Below are 21,291 nucleotides of genomic sequence, written 5' to 3'. Positions count from 1 at the left end.
CCCCCATTCGCTATGCTTTCCGCATGCGACGCCTTGCCAGAATGTCCCCCCTGACGCCCGCGGCCATCGCGCTGCTGCTTACGGCGGGAGCCGCCATCATGACCATGACGAATGCCGCCAGCGCCGAGCCGCGACAGGCTGCCGGCATGCTGGCCGACCCGACGGCGCTCGATCGCCGAAGTGGTGACTCGCGAGCCGCACCGATCACAACGGACAGCCCCGGCGTCCCAGTCGGTAGCGCTCGAACTCCGAGGAAGCCGGACTCGCCGGTGGACAACTCCATCTGGGCGCCGCCGCTACCTGGCTACGCCATCATGTTCCTTCTCGGTGCGGCCGTGGTCACTCTCAATCTCTGGGCGTCGAAGCGCACCGATGTCGATTGATCCGACGCCTGTCGGATTCATCCTCACCCCACTCTCAAGTCCACACCCTCGCGCGGCCGCCCCTGTGGTGCATTCGGCCTCGCCCCCATCAAAGGATCTCTCGTGAAGAGAAAGCGAAGTACCGTTCACGGCCTCATCGCCCTCAATGCGTTTCTGCTTGGAGCGTTGGGATTCGTGACCTTCTCGCCCGAGGCCGGTGCCCAGGCGCGGCGCAACGGGCTCTACACCATCGTTGGCGGAACTGCCAACGGTACGGTGGCGGGTGTCGCGTTCATCGTCGATGAGGTGAATCAGGAGATGGTGGCCATCTCATGGAACGAGGGCAATCGCACGCTCGGCGGACTCGGGTACGCCAACCTTGCCGCCGATGCCCAGCGCGGTGGCCAGGGCGGCCGACCGTGATTTCGCCTCTCCCTCCCGCATCGAACGAGATCCACGAGCGCCCCATGCAGCACACCACCGACACCACGGCCAGCCATCTGAACAGCGGCACCGCAGCCACGCCCGCGCGGCGCGAGCGGCCGAGTTCAACCATCGCCTCCGCCATTCTCGGCGCCAGCGCCTTCGTGCTGGCCGGGCTGACGCTCATGCAGGCGGGTCGAATGACCTCGACCGCCCACGCCAACGAGAGCGCCAACAGCGGCTCGCTCGGCTACAGCGTTGCGACCATCCGCAGCGGCAACGGCCCGGACACTCGCACGCACGATCTGCTGTACATCATCGACAGCCGCGGCGAGACGCTCTTCATCTACTTCATTGAGAATGTCGCCGAGCGCCGCGTTCTGCTTCGACAGGTCGTGTCACTGCCCCAGCTCTTCCGAACCGCTCGAGGCGGCTGAGTCCACGGTCGCCCCGTGCCCCACGAGCGCTCGAACTCATTCGACGAGGCCTCGTGGCGGCGTTCACCACCCGTCGACACGGTGATGGCCACGCGCCGCGCGGCCTTCTTCACCACGCGCAGCATCAAGAACGACTCGAAGCGCGTGGGCCTTCGCCTGGCGCTCTCGATGGTGGACCTCACCACGCTCGAAGGGAAGGACACGCCGGAGAAGGTGCGCGCCCTCTGTCGCAAGGCGGTGCGTCCATACGAAGGTGAGGTCTCGCCGCCGATTCCGAGCGTGGCGGCCATCTGCGTCTATCCGAATCTGGTGCCGGTCGCGAAGCGTGCCCTTGAGGGGAGTTCCGTGAAGGTTGCGGCTGTGGCCACGGGGTTCCCGAGCGGCCAGTATCCGCTGGCGGTGCGCCTCGCCGATGTGCGCGCCGCGGTGGCGGATGGCGCCGACGAGATCGACATGGTCATCAGTCGCGGCGCCTTGCTGGCCGGGCGGTTCCGCGAGGTCGCCGACGAGATCGTCGAGACCCGAAAGGCGTGCGGCCCGGCGCACCTCAAGATCATTCTCGAGACCGGCGAACTCGAAACGCTCGACATGGTGCGTCGGGCGAGCGATCTCGCCATTCACGCGGCCGCAAGCGCAGGTCCAATCGGTGATGGCGAAGTGTTCATCAAGACCTCGACCGGCAAGGTGCAGCCCGCCGCCACCATGCCCGTCACGCTCGTCATGCTCGAAGCGATCCGCGATCACTTCCGTCACACAGGCGTGCGCATCGGCATGAAGCCCGCGGGAGGAATCCGCACCGCCAAACAGTCGCTCCATTACCTGGTGATGGTCAAGGAGACTCTCGGCGAAGCGTGGCTGACTCCGTCGCTCTTCCGATTCGGCGCGAGCGCTCTCGCGAATGACCTGCTGCGGCAGATCGTCAAGCTCGAGCGCGGCGTCTACATGGCCGCGACCGACTTCAGCGAGGCGTAGGCGCCGGTGCGCGCCGGGCTCACGGCGTGAGGATCCGGTACTCCTCGACCACGCGAAACTCGCCTCCGGGGAAACGAACGATCTGTTGCCGTCGAACCGGCTGGCCGTGCGCATCAAGCCACAACTCCGCCTCGCCCGAGTTCTGGCCCGCGACCTCGATCTCGAACGCGAGGCCACGAAGGGGAGACGCACCGTCTGGCGGGCGCTCCACATACACGAGATGGCGCGGCTGGACCCATTCCTCAACGCCGCCGCTCGCATGGTCAGGTGCCCGAGCCGCGCTGAGGCGAGCGAGATTGTGAAGAAGACCCATGCGCGTGAAGCCGATCACGATGGCTTGCCGCAGGTGCTCAGGAACTGGTTCTTCGAAAGCCAGCGCCGAACTGCCGCCACGCAGGACTCCGGCTGCGGACTCGAGGCGAAGTTCCACCTGCGCGTCACCGAAGGTGCCCGTTCCCGAGAGGTCGACATCGGATTGACCCAAGAGCCGAAGCTCCCCTTCGAGTGACGCGCTGAACGCGCCGCTTGATTCAATGCGATACCCGAGACGCACTTCGGGCTTGATGAGCAGCTCCGCTTCAAGGCGCTGGAAGGTCTCTTCCGCCGAGAGTGGCGCTGTGTCGGCCTGCGGTGGATTGGCACATGACAGAAGCATGCCACCGAGCGCGAGGGACATGACTCGCGGAACATGGAATCGCAGCAGGCTGCCCAACTTTCGATCAGAGACACACAGCCTTGATGCGAGTGTGAAGGTCATGATGGTGCAGGTGTGGCCTCAGGAGCCTGCGCGGGCTCACTGCTTCGCGGCGTCGGAGTCGCCTCGATCGAGTCGCCCAATCCTGCCGCCCAGAGGATTCCGCCCAGCAGGTGAGCCCGGAAGAGCGGCTCGCTGAAGCTCTCGCTCGTGTGTCCACCACCCGTGTACCAGGCGCGTCCGCCGTCGAACTCGTGGAACCACGCGATCGGATGGTCGTCGCCCATCGACGCATGGCCGGGCTGGTAGGTCGACTCATCGAGCGTCATCAGGACGCGGATTCCCCCTTGGCCGCGCGGATTGGAGCGGAACGAGTACCACTCATCGGTGCGCTCCCAGCGCTCGGGGAGCATGTGCGTGCTCGGGTGATCGGGGATCTCGACCACATTCACCGCAGACTGCACGGCGGGGTGCGTCGCGAAGTAGGCGCCGACAAGCTGGCCATACCACGGCCAGTCGAACTCCGTGTCCGACGCCGCGTGAATCCCGGCGTAGCCGCCGCCTTTGCGGATGAAGCCTTCGAAGGCGCGCTGCTGTTCATCGTCGAGCACATCGCCGGTGGTTGAGAGCCAGACGACCGCTCGATAGCGCGCGAGATTCTCCGCCGTGAACTCGGCGGAGTCTTCGGTGGCATCGACTTCGAAGCGACCAGCGCCGATCTCGCGCACAGCGCGGATGCCGTCGGGAATCGAGTCGTGGCGGAATCCAGCGGTCTTCGAGAAGACGAGCACGCGCGGAAGCGCGGCGGGCGGCTCCTCGGAGGGCGCCGTGCGGTCGCGAAACAGGGGCCTGGACGACGCCGCAATCGCCGCGGCCACCACCGCCGCCGCGACCGCGGGAACGAGGACCTTCATCCGCCCTGACGACCCCATGACAACAGCCTAGCAGCGGCGGCAAGCGAAGCGTCCTGATGCACGGGGTGATTTCCCCGCGCCCGGCCGGTGTCGCCGCAAGGGCATCTTCGACGACCGACATCTGGGGCTCGGCGATCCCGCACTCATCAGAACCGCAGTTCGTTGCAGCTCAGGTTCTGGTGATCTCAAGTGCTCTTGCGGAGCCAACGCCCTTGTTCCTGAATCGGCCCGTGTTCAATGCTCTGCGGAACGAAGCTGGCTTCGGATTCGCGGATGACACTCCCGGTCTCAGCTTCACAGTGTCGGCTGGTCCCGCCGCCGCGAAGTGGAGCATTCCACTCGGTTCAACGGTCGAACTCACCCCTCTCGAGCCAGGCGTCGATGTTCCTCGGAGCCAGATTGCGGGCGATGGGTGGTTCACGGACGGCAGAGCGCTCGTCTCACTGCGATGACCCGTTGACGGGTCGCGCGTGTGGTGTGTGGAGAGTGCGCAGAGCTCACCGGCCCGACGCCGGTGACTCACTCCGCGCACTCTCCACATGCGGCTCAACACGGATCGTCTGCGGAAGCAGACCCAGATCCACAAGGCTCTTGCGCGGCACGCGAAGCACCAGCACGCCGCGAGCGTTGTTCCGACCCTCGATCACAACTCCGAGCGCGGCGAGCGCTCGTTCGAGCGCGGCGTCCACGCCGGTGAATCGTGCCACCACGCGGAGCGGTTCGTCCGCTGCGCCGGACGATTTGCCCGCCGTACGGATTGCTTCTCCGCTCGGACGATTGGACTCGATTGCCTCGCGGGTTCCGTCCGTTTCGACAGGCGGCGCTTCCTTGCTCGACTCGAGCGCCGCGAGCGATTCGAAACCCGCCAGCAGCAACGATGGCTCCACGCGCCTGGAGAGCAGCGTCATCGACTCGGCGGAGAACTCTCGCGGCTGCCCCTGATCGGGTGCGGGCGCGTCGCTGAGCGCGAGCGAACCGGGGCTCTTCGCGTCGGCGGCTGGAACAGGACCGTCGCTGGAAGCGGCCGGCGGCGCCACTCCGCCCGCGCGATCATCGCGCGGCCGTGGCGGCGAATGAGCCGGCGCGGAATCTGCCGGCGGGAGCGACGAACCTTGGTCGGAGCCCAGCGCCGACCCTGACCCCGTTGGTGCGGATCTCGCAGCAGGAGTCTGCGCCGATTCTGGCCGTGTGGGTGCCACAGCTGGCAGCGCCGCCGCAGGCATTGGTGCTGGCGGAGGCGGTGGCGCCTCACCAGCAGAGAGAGCCCCGATGCCGAGGCCGATCCCAGATGATTCGCTATTGCCTCGCATCTCTCCCAGAGCGTCTGAACGCGCGAGACGCTGACTTCTCGACGGTCCATGACCTCCCCCGCCGAAACCGCCGCCACCGGGTGACGACGCGGAGTGAAACGCGGAACCAGCAGCACCACCGCCGAGGTCACCAACACGCCGACGCGCCGGCGCTCCGCCTGTGGCGGGCTCACTGGACGGCATGTCCGCCCTGAATGCAAGGACCTGGGAGTCTGATTGGCCACCATCCACTGCCACCAGACGACCGCGAAGGGCATCGAACGCTTCGCGAGCGCTGCCGAAGTTGCCCTCCCAGCTCACGCCCTGCGGGAGCTCGATCGGCACCGCCACCAGAACGGGCTGGCCACCGAGCGTCACGCGCGTCCGCTCCACCGCCACAAAGCTGGTGAACGGCGACATGATCCGGTGCTGCTCCGCCAGGCGGACCACCATGGTGCTGATCTCGCGCGGAACACCGCCGCTCTGAAGCGCACTCAGGTGAGGCCGCAGAATGTCGTCCACCTGCAGTCGCGCCCAGATCGGCGCCGCGACCGTCGAGTTGCCCTCCCCTGCGGGGAAGTCGACATCGATCGAGCGCTCCCACGGCCCCTGTGCAGTCATGCCCCGGATGCGAATCGTGCCGCGTCCGGGCGCGGTGTAGCGCCCTGCGATCACCAGCGGCTCACGGTCGAAGAGGTCGGGAAGCTGGTCGAGAGGCGGCGTGGTATGGGCCGTTTCAAGCCCCTCGAAGGCAACCGAAATGTCCGTGAGCACCGGCGTGCGCACTCGCTCGGTGAAGAGCTCCACCGCGGCATCCGCCTCACTCGATGAGAGCACGAAGTCAACAGCGCCACGGCCCGCGCGAGCCATCTCAGCCAGCAGGTAGCGGTTGACGCTGTCGCCGATACCGAAACTGAAGACGCGCGTGCTGCCCGAGTAGCGGCGTACTGCGTCGATGATCGCAATATCGTTGCCGACATAGCCGTCCGTCAGGAAGAGCGCCAGGCGCATGGGCGGCGCGGCCGCGGCACTGGCGCGAGGCGGATTGCCGTCGCTCTGGGCCGAGCTGTCACTCGGTGTCCGCTGCGCAGGCGTCGAAATCGATGCGTGCTCGTCTCGGGTCCACCTGGTCGCAGGCGCTACGATGGGGCGATCCGTGGGTCGCAGCGCCGCTTCGATCGCCTTCATCATCTCCGTTCCACCGCGGCCCTGGCGCGACTGCACGAAGTCCCGCGCGATCCTGATGTTCTCCTCCGACGCCGGACGAGGCTCCGACCACAGCACATGGTGATCGCCCGCAAAGGTGATGATGTTGAAGGTGTCGTCGGCCCGCATCGCACCGAGCATGCGAGTCATGACCTCCTTGCTCTTCTCGATCGGGAAGCCATACATCGAGCCGGAGGTGTCGAGCACAAAGATGAGCTCGCGCGGCCGAATGGTGGCGGCCTCCACTCGCTCGGGCGGAACCATGTACAGCAGGAAGTAGCCATCGCGTCCGGGTACATGCTGTGTGAGCACACCTTCGGTGAGGGCGCCGCCCGCGAGCGACCAGGAGAGCACGAAGTCGCGGTTCGGAATCGTCCTTCCCCGCTCGAGCGCCACGGTGGCGCGGCCGGCGGCGGGCTCCCGCACCGTCACGCGATGGAGATCACTTCGAAGATCGGTCACCGCGGGACCGCCCGTGTTGATCGAGACGCGCATGCTGAGATCGTGACCCGAGCGCTGGGGGGGGCGGACCGGCATCGGCGTGATGCGGCCAGCATCGGGCACCTGATCGGTGCCCTGCGCAAAGCCCGTGCCCTCGCGTGCAGAGCGGTCGCTGTCGAGAACCGGAGGCATGTAGAACCATCGGCCCGCCACTTCGCCGGTGCGATCGGCGCGAAGAGTGCCGGGCTCTTCGCTTCCATCGGGATAGCGCACCGTGAAGATCGCTCTCGCGGTCGTCGAGTCCGGCGCATTCGACTGCACCCACTCCGCGCTCGGCGGCATGATGGGCACAGCTCGCTCGATCGCCGCGAGCACTGCTGCGGCACTGCGGTTCATCCCTGGCTCATCGCCCTCGATGCGAATCTGCGCGGGCGCAATCAGGATCACTCCACGCCGCACTGTGAGTTCCTTCGGAACGCGACCCTCGGACGGCTGGGACCGGCTCCCCGGAATGTAGCGCGGGCCCACCACCATCGGGAAGTCGAAGGTGAAGCGGCCGTCGCGCATCTGGAGCGTCTCGACATAGGAGATCTCCACGGACACCTCCGCGCCCGGCTCGATGTTCGCCACGCTCTGGGTGAAGATATTGGGGCGCTCCTGTTCCAGCAGACTGGCCACAAAGCCGTCGCGACGCGCCGATTCATAGATCTGTCGCGCGAGCGTGCGCTCCTTCACTTCACCCTCCACGATGCGCTCGTCATCTCCACTGCGCACGATCATGCGCATCCGGTCAACCGCGGCGCGGTGGCTGAGCGGGAAGGTGTAGACCGCTTCCACCTTCTGTGTGTAGGTGTTGCGGTACTTCTGCGTCACCGTCACGCGCGAAATGAAGCCGGAGATCTCGGCATGCACATCGGTGTGTTCCAGCGGACAGGGGCCGATGAGCTTGCCCTCGCGATCAACTGCGTCGAGCCGCCCGCCATCGGGCACTTGCACGACACCTGCATCAGCGCTCGCCTGTCGCGACGGGAAGATCATGATCATGGCCACCGCGAGGACGGCAAGGGTCACCACCGCGGCCGCGCGGAGCACCGGGGCTCGCAGCGTGCGGTTGAGTCGAAGGCCACCCGAGTCGCTCGGCACCGCGCCGCCCGCGCGAGGTGCCGTGAACGGGAGCGATGACCCGCTGTGGACCTGCGGGTGTGCCGTCGTGGCAGCGCCGCGCTCAGCAAGGACTTTCGTCAGAAGCTCGTTCCGACGGGCCCTGGCGACGACCGCGCTCTCCTCGTGCCAGGCGCGCAGCAGGCGATCAAGCTCGTCGCGCGGTGGCTCGTTCGGCGAAGCACCGCCGGATGCCGAGTTGCCGATGGTCGCATCCCGCGGTGGCTCATCAGGCGACGCTCCGCCGGGAGCCGATGCGCCAAGCGCCGCATCTTGCTGCGGCGGGAGCGTGCAATCGTCGCTTGAGTCGTGGCGTCGGTTGGCCGCATCGCGACCTTCATGATCGTGACGCGCGTTGGAGTCCGATGTGAAGTCGGTCATGGCTGCACCACCTCTCGGAGTTGCACGGCCAGCGACTCGCGCGCCCGTGCAAGCAGTTTGTAGAACCCGCTTCGACCCAGCCCAAGAACAGCTTGGGCGGCCGACACGGGATCGGAGTCGAGGTAATAGAGATGGATCGCCAGCCGCTCGTCATCCTCCAGCCGATCGAGCGCTGCCGAGAGATGCCCAAGCTGCTCTCGGTGTTCAAGCGCACCACCGGCGCTGATGGTGCCGCGCGTTGGCGCAGCGGACGAGGTCAATGATTGAGCGATCTGTTCCATGGCAGCACCCTCGTGTCGATGGCGGCGACCCGCCGCGCGTCGGCGCTCCGAACAGACCAGTCGTGCAATCCGGTAGAGCCAAGCACGGAAGCCGCGGCAATCGTGGACTTCGTCAAGCTTGTGGAAGGCACGGATGAAGGTCTCCTGGAGCGCGTCGTCGGCATCGGTGTCGACGCCTGTCGCGGATCCTCCCGAGCGTCGGCAGAGAGACAGAATCACGGCGGCGTGGCGGTCGTAGATCCGCCCGTATGCCGCTTCGTGGCCCTGCCTGGCCTTCGTAAGGTCCGTACAGTCGTCGTTCACCGGATCACTCATGGCCGCTCGCCTCGAATTGTCTCCACAAGCGGCTACGATCGCCCTCGGAATCATGAAGTCACCGCCAACCCAGCCCACCCCCCGTCACCCGAGGCCCCTCGGCGGTGACACCGCACGGAACCTCCCGTCACCGGTGGTGAGCCTGACGAACCTGGTGCTCAACAACGGCCCGCTGCCACAAACGCTCAAGAACGGCCGCAAACCCGAGTGGCTTCGAGCTCGCATGCCGGGCGGACCCGGCTACGAGCGGCTGAAGCAGATCGTCGACGAGCATCGCCTCCACACGGTCTGCCAGGAGGCCAGTTGCCCGAACATGGGCGAGTGCTGGAACCGTGGTTCAGCCACCATCATGATCCTTGGCGACACATGCACCCGAAGCTGCGGCTTCTGCAATGTGAAGACCGGCCGCCCCACCGAGGTCGACTTCGACGAACCTCGTCGCGTGGCGGAGAGTCTTCGACTCATGGGGCTCCGCCATGTCGTCATCACCTGTGTGAATCGAGATGAACTTCCCGACGGCGGCGCCGCCATTTGGGCGGAGACGATTCATCGCACGCATGAGGCGTGTCCAGACATGAGCATCGAAGCGCTCGTCGGCGACTTCTGTGGTGATGAGAAGGCTCTTCAGGTCGTGATCGACGCCAAGCCCGAGATCCTGAGCCACAACTTGGAGACCGTGAAGCGCATGCACGCCGCCGTGCGTCCACAGGCGCGATACGAGCGGTCCATTCGCGTGCTCGCCCAGATCAAGGCGAGTGGACTTGTGACCAAGACGGGCATCATGGTCGGAATCGGCGAGCGCGACGACGAGGTGCTCGAACTGATGGACGATGTGCAGCGCGAAAGTCGCGCGGACATTCTCACCATCGGACAGTACCTGCGACCCACGCTGAATCACCTGCCTGTCGACCGCTGGGTCACCCCTGAACAGTTCGCGATGTACCGGGAGCAGGCGCTCGAGCGCGGGTTCCGCACCTGCCAGAGCGGTCCGCTCGTCCGTTCGAGCTATCACGCCGACGAAGTGGGCGCGGAAGTGCTGGCCGAGCGTCGATCGAAGGCATCGAGCTGATTGCCGCCGGCGCGGCGATCCCGTTCGAGTCGAGTCCCCGCAAGTCCGAGTGCTTCGGCCCCCGCGCGATCAGAAGAAGCGAAGGCCCGCTTCGAAGTGATCAATCCCCCCGTCCTCGCGGCGCACCGGTTTGCTCCAGCAGACGGTGACGGTTCTCCCGATCAGGATGCGCTCGAGAATCACCTCGTCGCTCTCATTGGACTCGTCGTTCACCGGCCGGCCCAGGAGTTCCACCGCCGTTCCTGTCATGCCCTCGGGCATGGCGCATGATGTGCGCACCCTGGCGCCTCCTTCGCTGACATCGACGGTGATGAGACGCACCGGCTCATAGGGCCGATGGTGCCAGAGAATCAGGATCGTGCCGTCATAGGGGCGCCGGACACTCGCCCGTCGATCGATCTCGCTGGCGGACGCGTGAGAGGCTGCTCCGTGAAGTTGCTCACGGTCCGGCCCGGAGGACTCCGTGGGTGAACTCATGATCCAACCATTCGAACCGTCCTGAAGGCATGCAAGGATTGTGTCCCTTTGAAGTCGCACCCCGGTTGAGTGCAATCGATCATTCGGGTAGTTCGGCTTCAGGACCCCGTGACCCACGCCGATAAGCGCTCACATGGCGAAGGCGACTCAATTCGATCTCTCCCGTCTGGAAGGCTGCACAGGCACTCTTTCGCAGCATGGCGTGGCCGTGCCGCACACCCTGCTCCCTGCGCGAGAGCGCCGCGCCGCGCCGCAACGCGAGCCAGCGGGGCACGATCGCGACGCCAGGCCGAACCCGGAGCCGGAGTCGACGCCGATCACTCGGCACCCCGCCGGTGCTGAGTCGACTGGACGCGCTCCCGCCGATGAAGAACAGGCGCCAACCGCCACCGCCGTCGCCCAATCCAGAACACCACCCGCGCCTGCGCCGGTTGCGAGCGCGGCTCCCGAGATTGAGCCCGCCCAAAGCGCCGTCACCGCATCCACCTGCGCCGCGGTTGCCGCTCGTGAGGCCTGTGACGAGCTTCCGATCGCCATCATCCTGGCGCTGACTCTCTCCGTGTGGATTCCGGTCCTGCTTCTCTGGACCACGCGCCTCGGGTGACCGCCGGCGCTACACTCAGCGCCCCATGGGCGTTGTCTTTCGCCACGCAACACTTCCCAACGGGCTGACCGTCATCGCGGAAGTCGATTCCGCCGCGCAGACTGCCGCGGCGGGCTTCTTTGTGCGCACCGGCGCCCGTGATGAGACCCCGGAGCTCATGGGTGTCTCGCACTTCCTTGAGCACATGATGTTCAAGGGCAGCGAGCGCATGAGTGCCGAGGCCGTGAACCAGTCGTTTGACTCGATCGGTGCCGATCACAACGCATTCACGACCACGGAGATGACCGCGTTCCACGCGCACACGCTGCCGGAGGCGCTGCCGACGGCGGTCGACACCCTCGCCGAGATTCTCCGCCCTGCCCTTCGCAAGGAGGACTTCGACGAGGAGAAGGGCGTCATTCTCGAAGAGATCGCGATGTACGAGGACCATCCTGGATGGTGCCTCTATGAGCGAACGATGGAGAGGTACTTCGGCGCTCATCCCTCAGGTCACCGCGTGCTTGGAACGAAGTCGACGATCGAGGCCATGACCCGTGACGCCATGAAGGAGTACTTCGACGCCCGGTACTCCGCCGACAACACGGTGGTTGCTGCAGCGGGGGCGCTCGACTTCGAAGCCTTCGTCATGCAGATCGCGGAGCGCTGCCGTGACTGGCAGAGCACGGCGCCCCGGCGACAGCGACTTCCGTTCGCGCCTGGATCGGGGCCGCACATCGACTTCCACGACTCCGCCAATCGCGCGTACCTCATGGGCGTCGCGCCAGCGCCGGCTCTTGATGATCCGCGCCGCTATGCGGCTGGTGTGCTGATGCACATCCTCGGCGGGGGTGACGGATCACGCCTTCACTGGGCCCTGATCGAGAAGGGTCTGGCCGAGGAAGCCGACGCAGGTCACGATCCGCGCGACGGCCAGGGCATCTTCGTCCTTTCGGCGGCCTGCACGCCGGAGTCAGCCGACGAGGTCAGCGCCACGATCGAAGCCGAAGTGAAGCGACTGGGCGAATCACTGACCGACGATGATCTCCTCCGCGCCAAGCGGAAGATCGCGACCTCGGCGGCACTCGCCGGCGAGCGACCCGCGGGGCGCATGAGCCGCATCGGCGCACTCTGGACGCTCCTTCGGCGCCATCGTTCGCTCGAAGAGGAGATGGTGGAGATCGAACGCCTCACTCTCGACGATCTCCGCTCATGCCTGCGCGACTTCCCGCCGGCACCGCTCCTGACCGGGCGCCTGCTGCCCGCCGCGCTCGCCCCACAGAGCTGATCGTCCTGCCCCAGAAGTCAGATCGCCGATGGGTCGTACGCGGCCTTGTAGTGGCCGACTCGATTTCGTCCGCTGCGCTGCGCCGCACCGAGGGCAAGCATCGCGGCGCGCATGAGACTGTCGGGAGACTCGAATCGGCGCGAGCCGTGAATGGCGACGCCCACACTGACCGTGAGCAACGCGCCATCCCGCAAGGTGAGGCGGCGAACCTCGATGTCGCGGCGAAGCCGCTCCACGGCTCGAAGGATGCCTCGCTCGGCGTCTCGTGAATTGGTCGTCTCGAAGATCAGTGCCACCATGGTGGGTGACAGGCGATGCACCGAGGCGAGCGTGTCGATCGAATCACTCACCGTCGCCTGGAGGCGCGCCATGAGCGGTTCATCAGGTCGTGTGCGAAGAGCACCGGAGCCCGCCCCGTCCGGCTCGATGACGGCAATCGCCACTCCGCGCTCCGTCCCGGCACTGTCGAAGCCCGTGGCGAGTCGCTCCTCGAACCCGTTGGGCTCAACTGCGTCTGATGCGACTGCGGCTCGATCGGCGCCATCCCCCTGCAGCTTGCGGGCGCGCGTGAGGAGAGCCTCGGGGTCGTGGGCCGGTCCTATGTCGAGCTCGAGGATGGCCGCCAGCTCGAAGGCTCGCTGCGAGATCGACTCGAGGAGCTTCTCCGCTCGGGGCATTGGAAGCCCAAGCTGCACACTGGCCTGCTTCAGGAACGCGACCTCCGCTTCGGCGCGGGCCGTTGGATTCACATCACCGATCGCCCGTTCAGCAAGTCCCGCGAGCATCGCCACTCGGCAGAGCGCTGAGCGGCTCGAGTCGGGAAACTGCTCATGCCCACCGATCGCGTCGGCCATATCCGCCGGGAGATTCCATCGAAGGGCCATCAGCCGACCCACCTCGGCATGATCGACCTCGAATGCACGCTGCTCCGCAAGCGCGAGAAGTCGATGGCTGTTTCGGGCGGCATCGATGACCTGAAGATATCGATCGCCGTAGGCGCGATAGAGAGCCACCATGCCGATCTCCGTGAGGAGTCCCGTGACCTGCGCTTCGTCGGGGTCAACGCCCTGCAGGTTGACCGCGATCAGCCGCGCTGCGGCGGCCGAGCGCACGGCTCGCTTCCAGTAGTTGCGCCATGGGAAATCGATCTCCCCTTCAGCGCCGCCATCAAGTGACTTCGCAAGTGAGAACCCCAGCACCAACGATCGCACGGCGCGAAGGCCGAGATAGCTCATCGCCTGGGCGACGCTCCCGCACTCCCGCTGAAGACCGTAGTAGCTGCTGTTGACCGTTCTCAGGATCTTGACCACCAGCGCCTGGTCGAACTCGACCGCGGCGGCGATCTCATCGAGCGTGGTGTTCGGCTGCTCCGACAATCGCAGCACATGAATGGCAACGGCTGGCAATGAGGGCAACCTCGGTCCCGCGAGTACGCCCTCCAATCGTGAATCAGTCATCGACTCCTCCCGGGAGTCAGATCGACCGCGGCGAAGGGCGGGTTGATGGAACGCCGAGATTTCCAAAGAGATCGCGGAGCGTTGCAGGTTCGGCTTGGATGATTTCGCGGAGATACGCGGCGAGGAGACGATTCGCTCGGTCAACCGCTTCCGCGGCGGAACCCGGATCGGCAGCCGCGGGCCCGCCATCCATCACCATCGGCGCCGCCGCGGCGATCGCTCCACTCGGTTCAGACGGATTCACCGGATCAGGAGTCCGCTCGAGCTCATCCACACGGCGAAGAAGCGAGACGGTCTCACGACGCACGCGCCATGCCGGCCCCCTGAGCGCCGTCTCACTGAAGTGACCATGATGGGGATCGAACCAGAGCGGACCCCCTTTGCGATCGGTGATTCCCTCGAGCGACATGGCGAATCCCGTCTCCCGGAGAAGCCTCCACTGGAACTGGAGGAGGGCCACCGCCATTCGAACGCTCTCGGTGGCGCTCACGGCACCATCACTGGATCGCTCGGAGCGCTCCCCGAGTGTGCGCAGGAGTTCAACGAGCGCGTCATGCAGATGCGGATGCGGATCGCCTGGCGGCACCATGCGAAGGACGAGATCCGCGGCATAGAACGCCGCGCGATTCCGGGCGAGCTTCTCGCGCAACGCCGGGAAGGTCTCGATCAGATCCCACTCCGTCAGCGTCGCAAGTTCGCTTCCGCTCTTGACGATCGCGCCGAAGGCGCCGCGAGCCATCAGGTCGATACCACCACCGAAACTCCCTCGTTCGCGCCGCGCACCCTTGGCCAAGCCACGCATGACGCCGAGCGATCGACCGAAGAGTGAGACCGTCTGGCTCGTCTCCGACCAGTCCCAGTGCCGAAGACAGATTCCCTCATCGCGTACGGCCGGCATGCGTCGCGCATCGTAGAAGAGCGCCTGTGCGCTCCGCTCGGCGCCTGACGCGGCCCTTGAACCCCGGATGTCGGAGCGCCTTACCGCGGAGGCGAGCCGCTCTCGGAGCTGCGGCGCTGCGCCCCTTCCCGACCGAAGAGGTGGACGCAGTTGCGGCCTCGCTCCTTGGCTCGATAGAGCGCCGCATCGGCGCAGGCGACGAGCGTCTCCGCCGTCTGCGGGCCCTTCACCGACTCAAGGTCGCAAACGCCGAAACTGCTCGTGACCACGAGTTCGGGATTGATCGACCAGACCTGCGCTTCCATGGCGGCTCGATGCCGCTCGGCCACCTCGGCCGCCTCGTCGAGCCCCGTGTTCGGCAGGATGACACCGAACTCCTCGCCGCCATAGCGACAGGGAATGTCGCTCGTGCGACCCGAGGAGAGGATCTGCGCCATGCGCTCGATCACCGAGTCGCCGAAGGGATGGCCGTACTGATCATTGATTCGCTTGAAGCGGTCGAGATCGCACATCAGGAGCGCCAGCGGCTGCTTGTGACGGATGGCCTCCGACACCTCCTGCTGGAGGCGCTGCTCGAAGTAGCGTCGATTCCAAAGACCACTGAGCCCATCGATCTGCGCCTTCTGTTCAAGCATGAAGACGAGGTGCTGCATACGCAGCGCGCTGCGGACCCTCGCCTTGAGCTCGACCACTTCGAATGGCTTGCAGATGAAGTCGACGGCGCCAAGGTCGAGGCCGCGCACTCGGTCCATCGTGTCGCTGGTGGCACTGATGAAGATGACGGCGATCTGCTGTGTCTCCGGATCGCTCTTGAGGCGCGAGAGCACCTCGAAGCCATCCATCTCATCCATCTCGATGTCCAGGAGAATCACCTCGGGCCGAAGGAGTCGTGCCATGCGAAGGCCTTCCATCGCCGACATGGCGCTGTGAATCTCGATGCGCTCATGTTGGAGGCGCACCCGGAGCAGCCGATGAATGAGCTCCGAATCGTCAATGACGAGAAGCTTCGGCACGCTGGGCTTGAACACATCCTCGGTCATCACGGCTCAGGCGGCCTCCACCCGTGACAAAAGGGCCATGAGCGCATCGTAGGCGGACGCCACAGAGGTCTGGTCCGCGACATGGCTGTCGAGAGCGGCTTCGAGTTCGGAGGCTGCGGCGCTCAGCTCGGGATATCCGTAGCCGCCAGCGGCGCCCTTGAGTTGATGGGCCAGCGTGCGCACGCGATGCAGATCTCCACGATCCCACGACGAGCTGAACTCGCGGCGCCGCTCCGGAGTCTCGGCGACGAAGAGCGCGATGATCTCCGCCATCTCGGGATCGTCAACGAAGCGGCTGATGAGCGGAGGCTCGGGCACCTGAGACGGATTGTCGCCTCTTCCTCCCACCACCGACGGGCGATTGGCCTGGATCAAGAGTGAACTCCTCCGCCTTGCGCGGCTGTCAAAGGTGCGTTTCGGCCCGGTCCGAGACAAGGCCGGAAGTCGCTATCGGCAACTCGGCGGGCCCCGACGCCCCTCCGATCGACCGAGAAGCAGGTTCCCCCGGCATGGACCCTACAATCGGAGCGTCCACCCACCCCGCCTCGTTGCGCGAAGGCGCAACGCCAGGAGATTGTCCGTGTTGCCGAAGCCACCGCCCCGAGAGGGGCATCTCGGGTTCATCTATTCGCCCCCCTATCGCATCCAGGGGATCAGCGTCGCGGGCGAGCAGACTTCGATTCACATTCCGGAACTGGACCTCGCGTTCGATGCGGGTCTCTGCCCCCGCCCGACATTGACGGCGTCGACGCTCGCGCTGAGCCACGCGCACATGGATCACTCCGGTGGGATTCCCTACTACTTCAGTCAGCGGACTTTCCAGAAACTCGGGACCGGTCGCGTGGTCTGTCATCCGGAGCTGGTCCATCCGCTGCGCTCGATGATGGCAAGCTGGGTTGACCTCGAGCGCCAGCGCACGCCGCATGAGATCACCGCGCTCGCGCCGGGTGAGTCGTTGCAACTGCGACCGAATCTCCTCCTGCGCGGACTCGAAGTGAGCCACACCGGTCCCAGTCTCGGTTTCGCCGCGATCGAGACGCGCAGCAAGCTGCGACCTGAGTTCCATCACCTCCCGCAGGACAAGATTCGCGAACTGAAGCTGGCGGGGACGGTCATCACCCAAGCCCTGGAAATCCCGCTGATTGCGTACACGGGCGACACGGAGGCCGGCCCGTTCCTCTTCCGTGATGAGTTCGCGCAAGCGCCGATCGTGATCACCGAATGCACTTTCTTCGAGTCAGATCATCGAGATCGAGCGAAGATCGGCAAGCATTTGCATGTCGAAGACCTCAAGGTGCTGCTGAAGGTCTGGAGCGCTCGCGAAGTCATCGTCATTCATGTCTCTCGTCGCACGCATCTCGGGTTCGCGCGTGAGCGCCTTCGTGAAGTGTGTGGCGACGATGCGGAGCGTATCCATCTGCTGATGGACCACCGCGCGAATCGAGCGCGCTACGACCGCCAAGTTCTCGAGAGTGGAGAACGCGCCGATGTCAAGTCACCCGACGAGCCGGTTCAGGAGTCGTCGATCAACGAGTCGGAGTCCTCGGTGGAATCGAGTTGACGCGGCCTTGATCACGATCTACATTCTCGCTCGTTGAGATTTCGCCCTCGCGCTGGTGGGCACTTGCGCGAGTGCTTCAAAGTTCCGTTCTTCTTCGAGACATCCCTCGACATTGAGTTGCGGTCGAGGACAGATTGGTGGGTGGAGCTTTCGCGTCGGCACCTTGCCCTTGCCGTGCGTGGGCCGTCCACTTGAGGTGCGCGTTCGCATGGCACGATCGGACCGTGAGCTGCGCGGGAAAATCCTGGAGTACCTCAGGAAGCACCACGGCGACATCTGCCGGCATTGGTTCGACGATCTGGACATGATCGGGGTGGAGGGCGGTGTCCTTCGCTTTGTGGTGGCGGAGCCCGTGCGCCTGCGATATCTGCAGCGGACGGCCACCAATGCCTTCTCCGAGGCTGCGCAGGCAGTCACGGGCCGCCTTCTCCCCGTGCGCTTCCTGGCACCACTGAACGGCCAATCGGCAACACGCTTCCCCGACCGGAGTTCCGGAATCGGATCGGCGCCGATGCTCGACGGATCTGACACGCCAGCGTCGCTCGATGAGCAGATGGTGCTCAGCCCGGACTTCAGCTTCGATCAGTTCGTCGTCGGCCCCGAGAACAGGCTCGCCCATGCGGCAGCGCTCGCCGTGGCCGATCGACCGGGCCGCGCTTACAACCCCTTCGTCATTCATGGCGGTGTCGGCCTCGGCAAGACTCACCTTCTTCAGGCCGTCTGTCAGGCTGTTCTGGCCCGTCAGCCCTCCGCGCGGGTGGTTTACATCAGTTGTGCAACCTTCATCGATGCCTTCCACGAGTGCGTGAAGGCGGGCCGCATGCCCGAGTTCCGGCATCGGTTCCGCAATGTCGACCTGCTTGTCATCGACGATGTGCACCTGCTCTCGCGCCATGAACAGACGCAGGATGAGTTCTTCCACACCTTCAACGCGCTGCACCAGTCCGGCCGCCAGATCATGCTGAGCAGCGATGTGGCGCCGACGGAGATTCCCGCCCTCGAGGAGCGGCTCACGAGTCGTTTCAATTCGGGCCTGGTGGCACGGGTCGATCGCCCCTCCTTTGAGACGCGGGTCGCGATCATCAAGGCCAAGGCGAAGCTTCAGCAGCTCGAGATTCCCGACGATGTGCCGGCCTATGTCGCCGCACGCATCGACACCAACATCCGCGAGCTCGAGGGAGCCCTCGCGCGGATCCGCGCCATGGCGCAGGCGAACATTGCGCCCGTATCGCTGGATGTCGCCAAGCAGGCGCTCGCGCAGGAGCCGCGGCGCGACTCGGAACGAAGCCCGAGTATCCATGTCATCATCGAGGCCGTCACCCGCTACTACAACCTGAAGGTCACCGACCTCCTGGGGAAGAAGCGGCACAAGTCGGTCGCGCTGCCGCGCCAGGTGGCCATGTGGCTTGCCCGCCGGCACACGCGGTACAGTCTGGAGGAGATCGGCGGTCACATCGGCGGCCGAGACCACAGCACGGTTCTTCACGCGGTGCGGACCGTCGATCACCGCCGGCAGATCGATGGCTCGCTCTCGAGCGATGTTGCCAGGCTCGAGCGCTCCCTCGCGCGACGCGATGAAGAGACCCCTGCACAGGAGTAACCCTGCCACGAGGCTGGTCGAAATCGGTGCCGGCTGCGAGCGCTGACAGGGAGCGCCCTGTCATCAGAGCGAGGGAGGACCTGTTGACAAGTTGTCCCGTTCGTGTCGTTCACCGTCATCTCAGACTGCCGGAAGTGAGCCGGACCACGCCTCCGCACGCCGCCACCCGGCCGCACCTGTCCGCCAGAGTCTCGGAGTGACGCCCAGATGACAGGCGATCCACGACCAGTGTGGTGATCATAAGGCGATCTGGAGCCGAGATTTACATGCGTCTCTCCTAGACATATCCACCAAACGCCGGGACTCTCTACGAGGGAATAGAGAGATATCTCTCAGTGGTGGATTTCCAGAAGTCAGAGCGACCGACCAGACGCACGCGAACGAGCCTTTACGGGCGACCTGATCGACTTCTCCACTGGTCTTGAATGACCTGTGGATAACTTCTGGCAGCGAGGACAGAACCAGGATGTCCGCCCGGCCACGGTCACCGCCTCGATTCTCGCGGTGCACGGTCTGCCGTTCCTTCCTCGACAGGCTTCATTGAGCCGTCCATAGACGCGGTGGCGCTGCTGGTAGGAGCCGCCCTGACCAGCAGGATCGATGTAGTCGCGAATGGTCGAGCCGCCGAGCCGAACGGCATCGGCCAAGATCGAACGCGTCAGACGAGCGATGAGGGTGGCCTGAGCAACGAGGCGATTAGCTGGCTCCAGGGGATGGATGCCGGCGGCATGCAGGATCTCATCGGCGTAGATGTTGCCGATTCCCGCAACGCATGCCTGGTCGAGCAGAAGCGCCTTGATCGGACGATGACGAGCCGAGCATGCTTGGGCGAGAGCCTTCCCCGAGAGGGTCAGGGCGTCGGGACCGAGATGCGACCAGATTCGTTCACGAAGATCCGTCAAGGAGGCAATGGCGCAGAGGCCGCCAAACCTCCGCGGGTCGACGAATCGAAGTTCGTTCGTCTGATCACCAGTCGAGATCGTCCACACCGCGTGGGTGTGAGGCGCCATCGGGTCACGGGGACGGAGCAGTTGAAGGCGTCCGCTCATCCCGAGATGAACCACCAGCACCCGTCCATCATCCACTTCGATTGCGCACTGCTTGCCCTGGCGGTGAATCGCCTTCACTCGGCCGCCATGAAGCATGGCCCCTTCGGTTCTGGGTGCACTGGATGAGCGGATGGCTGGAGAGTCCGACCTGGTCCCCGCTCTTCTCCGCCTGATCGCGGCGCGGAGCGGCTCACCCTGCGTGTCGAGGAGCAGCATGTCCATTCGCTGCAGTGACACGCCGGTGACGATCCCTCCGAGAATCGAGCGGCGAAGGGTCCGAGCAACTCCTTCAACTTCGGGAAGTTCCGGCATGGGTGCTTCCTATACTCCGCCCATGAATCAGGCATCGCCCGGTGGTCATGTTCGAAGCCAGGATCCGGTGCAGGCGCTGGCGGAGGCGAAAGCCGCCTTTGCCGCCCTCCAGAGTGAGATTCACAAGGTCATCGTCGGGCAGGATGAGGTACTCCAGCAGATTCTGGTGGCCATCTTCTGCGGCTCCCATGCCGTGGTCGAGGGAGTTCCGGGGCTCGCGAAGACGCTCATCATCAGCACCATTGCCAAGTCGCTGTCCCTGGAGTTCAGCCGAATTCAGTTCACGCCCGACCTGATGCCGAGCGATGTCACCGGAACCGAGGTGATCGAAGAGGACAAGATGAGCGGTTCGCGAAGCCTGCGATTCGTGCGCGGTCCGATCTTCGCGAATGTCGTGCTGGCGGATGAGATCAACCGCACTCCACCGAAGACGCAGGCGGCCCTTCTCGAGGCGATGCAGGAGCGTCAGGTGACCGTGGGAGGCGTGGCACACAAGCTGCCAGCGCCCTTCTTCGTCCTGGCCACGCAGAACCCCATCGAGCAGGAGGGGACCTATCCGCTGCCCGAGGCGCAGCTCGATCGGTTCATGTTCAACATCCGCGTGCGCTATCCGAACGAGGCCGATGAGCTCGAGATCGTGAAGCGAACGACCAGCAGCACTCCCGTCGAACCGACGGCCGTTCTCGATGCCCGGGATTGCATGCGCATCCAGGAGCTGGTGCGCCAGGTTCCGATTGCGGATCACCTCGTTCGGTACGCCCTTCGACTGGTCCGGTCGACCCGTCAGGGCGATGACGCACCGAAGATCGTCCGCGACTATCTCGCGTGGGGCGCTGGCCCGCGAGCGAGCCAGTTCCTGGTGCTTGCGGCCAAAGCGACTGCCGTGCTCGAAGGTGACGACCATGTCCGCCCCGCCCACCTTCACGCGGTGGCGCTGCCCGTGTTGCGGCATCGCATCATCACCAACTTCAACGCCGAGGCCGACGGGGTGACCACCGATCGGATCATCGAGGCGCTGCTCTCGGAGATTCCCATCGACGATGTCGCGACCGCAGGTCCCGTGGGTCGCGTCCTCAACTAAGTC

21 protein-coding genes are annotated in these 21,291 nt (G+C 65.3%); 11 read left to right on the top strand and 10 right to left on the bottom strand.

Annotation, left to right across the window (positions count from 1 at the left end; genetic code table 11):
* Positions 1 to 23: 23 nt before the first annotated feature.
* From KF724_00155 to deoC, 4 genes are all read left to right on the top strand, one after another.
* Positions 24 to 383, top strand: coding sequence for a hypothetical protein (locus KF724_00155; protein ID MBX3354091.1), 360 nt, complete (start codon positions 24 to 26; stop codon positions 381 to 383).
* Positions 384 to 485: 102 nt separating this feature from the next.
* Positions 486 to 785 carry a hypothetical protein gene (locus KF724_00150; GenBank protein ID MBX3354090.1) on the top strand — a complete coding sequence of 100 codons (300 nt, stop codon included), beginning with the start codon at positions 486 to 488 and terminating at the stop codon, positions 783 to 785.
* A gap of 44 nt (positions 786 to 829) precedes the next feature.
* Positions 830 to 1,222: a hypothetical protein gene (locus tag KF724_00145; protein MBX3354089.1), complete on the top strand. Its 393-nt coding sequence runs from the start codon at positions 830 to 832 to the stop codon at positions 1,220 to 1,222.
* A gap of 15 nt (positions 1,223 to 1,237) precedes the next feature.
* Positions 1,238 to 2,194 carry a deoxyribose-phosphate aldolase gene (gene deoC, locus KF724_00140; protein ID MBX3354088.1) on the top strand — a complete coding sequence of 319 codons (957 nt, stop codon included), beginning with the start codon at positions 1,238 to 1,240 and terminating at the stop codon, positions 2,192 to 2,194.
* Between the two features lie 19 nt (positions 2,195 to 2,213).
* On the opposite strand, the gene KF724_00135 is transcribed toward deoC, so the two are convergent.
* Entirely contained in the window at positions 2,214 to 2,870 is a 657-nt protein-coding gene (locus tag KF724_00135; protein ID MBX3354087.1) for a hypothetical protein, read from the bottom strand.
* A gap of 77 nt (positions 2,871 to 2,947) precedes the next feature.
* Positions 2,948 to 3,820 carry a ThuA domain-containing protein gene (locus KF724_00130; protein ID MBX3354086.1) on the bottom strand — a complete coding sequence of 291 codons (873 nt, stop codon included), beginning with the start codon at positions 3,818 to 3,820 and terminating at the stop codon, positions 2,948 to 2,950.
* Between the two features lie 212 nt (positions 3,821 to 4,032).
* On the opposite strand from KF724_00130, the gene KF724_00125 reads away from it, so the two are divergent.
* The gene (locus KF724_00125; GenBank protein MBX3354085.1) at positions 4,033 to 4,254 is read left to right on the top strand and encodes a hypothetical protein; all 222 of its coding nucleotides are present in this window, start codon (positions 4,033 to 4,035) and stop codon (positions 4,252 to 4,254) included.
* Between the two features lie 45 nt (positions 4,255 to 4,299).
* Here the strand turns inward: KF724_00125 and KF724_00120 are convergent, their stop codons facing one another.
* Complete coding sequence (locus KF724_00120; protein MBX3354084.1) at positions 4,300 to 8,280, bottom strand: VWA domain-containing protein; 3,981 nt, start codon at positions 8,278 to 8,280, stop codon at positions 4,300 to 4,302.
* Positions 8,277 to 8,876: a sigma-70 family RNA polymerase sigma factor gene (locus KF724_00115; protein MBX3354083.1), complete on the bottom strand. Its 600-nt coding sequence runs from the start codon at positions 8,874 to 8,876 to the stop codon at positions 8,277 to 8,279. The genes KF724_00120 and KF724_00115 overlap by 4 nt, the downstream gene beginning before the upstream one ends.
* Before the next feature lie 52 nt (positions 8,877 to 8,928).
* Here KF724_00115 and lipA point away from each other — a divergent pair, with 52 nt between their 5' ends.
* A complete protein-coding gene (gene lipA, locus KF724_00110) occupies positions 8,929 to 9,945 on the top strand; it encodes a lipoyl synthase (protein ID MBX3354082.1) in 1,017 nt (338 codons plus the stop codon).
* A 69-nt stretch (positions 9,946 to 10,014) separates the two neighbouring features.
* On the opposite strand, the gene KF724_00105 is transcribed toward lipA, so the two are convergent.
* A complete protein-coding gene (locus KF724_00105) occupies positions 10,015 to 10,422 on the bottom strand; it encodes a PilZ domain-containing protein (GenBank protein ID MBX3354081.1) in 408 nt (135 codons plus the stop codon).
* 133 nt (positions 10,423 to 10,555) lie between these two features.
* Here KF724_00105 and KF724_00100 point away from each other — a divergent pair, with 133 nt between their 5' ends.
* Together KF724_00100 and KF724_00095 are read left to right on the top strand one after the other, a co-directional pair.
* A complete protein-coding gene (locus KF724_00100; protein ID MBX3354080.1) occupies positions 10,556 to 11,026 on the top strand; it encodes a hypothetical protein in 471 nt (156 codons plus the stop codon).
* A 25-nt stretch (positions 11,027 to 11,051) separates the two neighbouring features.
* Positions 11,052 to 12,290, top strand: coding sequence for an insulinase family protein (locus KF724_00095; protein ID MBX3354079.1), 1,239 nt, complete (start codon positions 11,052 to 11,054; stop codon positions 12,288 to 12,290).
* Positions 12,291 to 12,307: 17 nt separating this feature from the next.
* On the opposite strand, the gene KF724_00090 is transcribed toward KF724_00095, so the two are convergent.
* The 4 genes from KF724_00090 to KF724_00075 form a co-directional block, all read right to left on the bottom strand.
* Positions 12,308 to 13,747 (bottom strand): HDOD domain-containing protein, encoded by a 1,440-nt coding sequence (locus KF724_00090; protein ID MBX3354078.1) that lies wholly within the window; start codon positions 13,745 to 13,747, stop codon positions 12,308 to 12,310.
* Positions 13,748 to 13,763: 16 nt separating this feature from the next.
* Positions 13,764 to 14,645 (bottom strand): DNA repair protein RecO, encoded by an 882-nt coding sequence (gene recO / locus KF724_00085; protein MBX3354077.1) that lies wholly within the window; start codon positions 14,643 to 14,645, stop codon positions 13,764 to 13,766.
* Positions 14,646 to 14,725: 80 nt separating this feature from the next.
* A complete protein-coding gene (locus tag KF724_00080; protein MBX3354076.1) occupies positions 14,726 to 15,685 on the bottom strand; it encodes a diguanylate cyclase in 960 nt (319 codons plus the stop codon).
* Positions 15,686 to 15,691: 6 nt separating this feature from the next.
* Complete coding sequence (locus tag KF724_00075) at positions 15,692 to 16,060, bottom strand: Hpt domain-containing protein (GenBank protein ID MBX3354075.1); 369 nt, start codon at positions 16,058 to 16,060, stop codon at positions 15,692 to 15,694.
* A gap of 205 nt (positions 16,061 to 16,265) precedes the next feature.
* Here KF724_00075 and KF724_00070 point away from each other — a divergent pair, with 205 nt between their 5' ends.
* Together KF724_00070 and dnaA are read left to right on the top strand one after the other, a co-directional pair.
* Positions 16,266 to 17,246 (top strand): hypothetical protein, encoded by a 981-nt coding sequence (locus tag KF724_00070; GenBank protein ID MBX3354074.1) that lies wholly within the window; start codon positions 16,266 to 16,268, stop codon positions 17,244 to 17,246.
* A gap of 208 nt (positions 17,247 to 17,454) precedes the next feature.
* Positions 17,455 to 18,846: a chromosomal replication initiator protein DnaA gene (gene dnaA / locus KF724_00065; GenBank protein MBX3354073.1), complete on the top strand. Its 1,392-nt coding sequence runs from the start codon at positions 17,455 to 17,457 to the stop codon at positions 18,844 to 18,846.
* Between the two features lie 353 nt (positions 18,847 to 19,199).
* Here the strand turns inward: dnaA and mutM are convergent, their stop codons facing one another.
* Complete coding sequence (gene mutM / locus KF724_00060; GenBank protein MBX3354072.1) at positions 19,200 to 20,207, bottom strand: bifunctional DNA-formamidopyrimidine glycosylase/DNA-(apurinic or apyrimidinic site) lyase; 1,008 nt, start codon at positions 20,205 to 20,207, stop codon at positions 19,200 to 19,202.
* Between the two features lie 22 nt (positions 20,208 to 20,229).
* On the opposite strand from mutM, the gene KF724_00055 reads away from it, so the two are divergent.
* Entirely contained in the window at positions 20,230 to 21,288 is a 1,059-nt protein-coding gene (locus KF724_00055) for a MoxR family ATPase (protein ID MBX3354071.1), read from the top strand.
* Positions 21,289 to 21,291: the final 3 nt, after the last annotated feature.

The sequence above is a fragment of the Phycisphaeraceae bacterium genome (assembly GCA_019636735.1).
Taxonomy (GTDB): Bacteria; Planctomycetota; Phycisphaerae; order Phycisphaerales; family SM1A02; genus VGXK01.
This window is presented reverse-complemented; position numbering and strand designations above follow the sequence as displayed.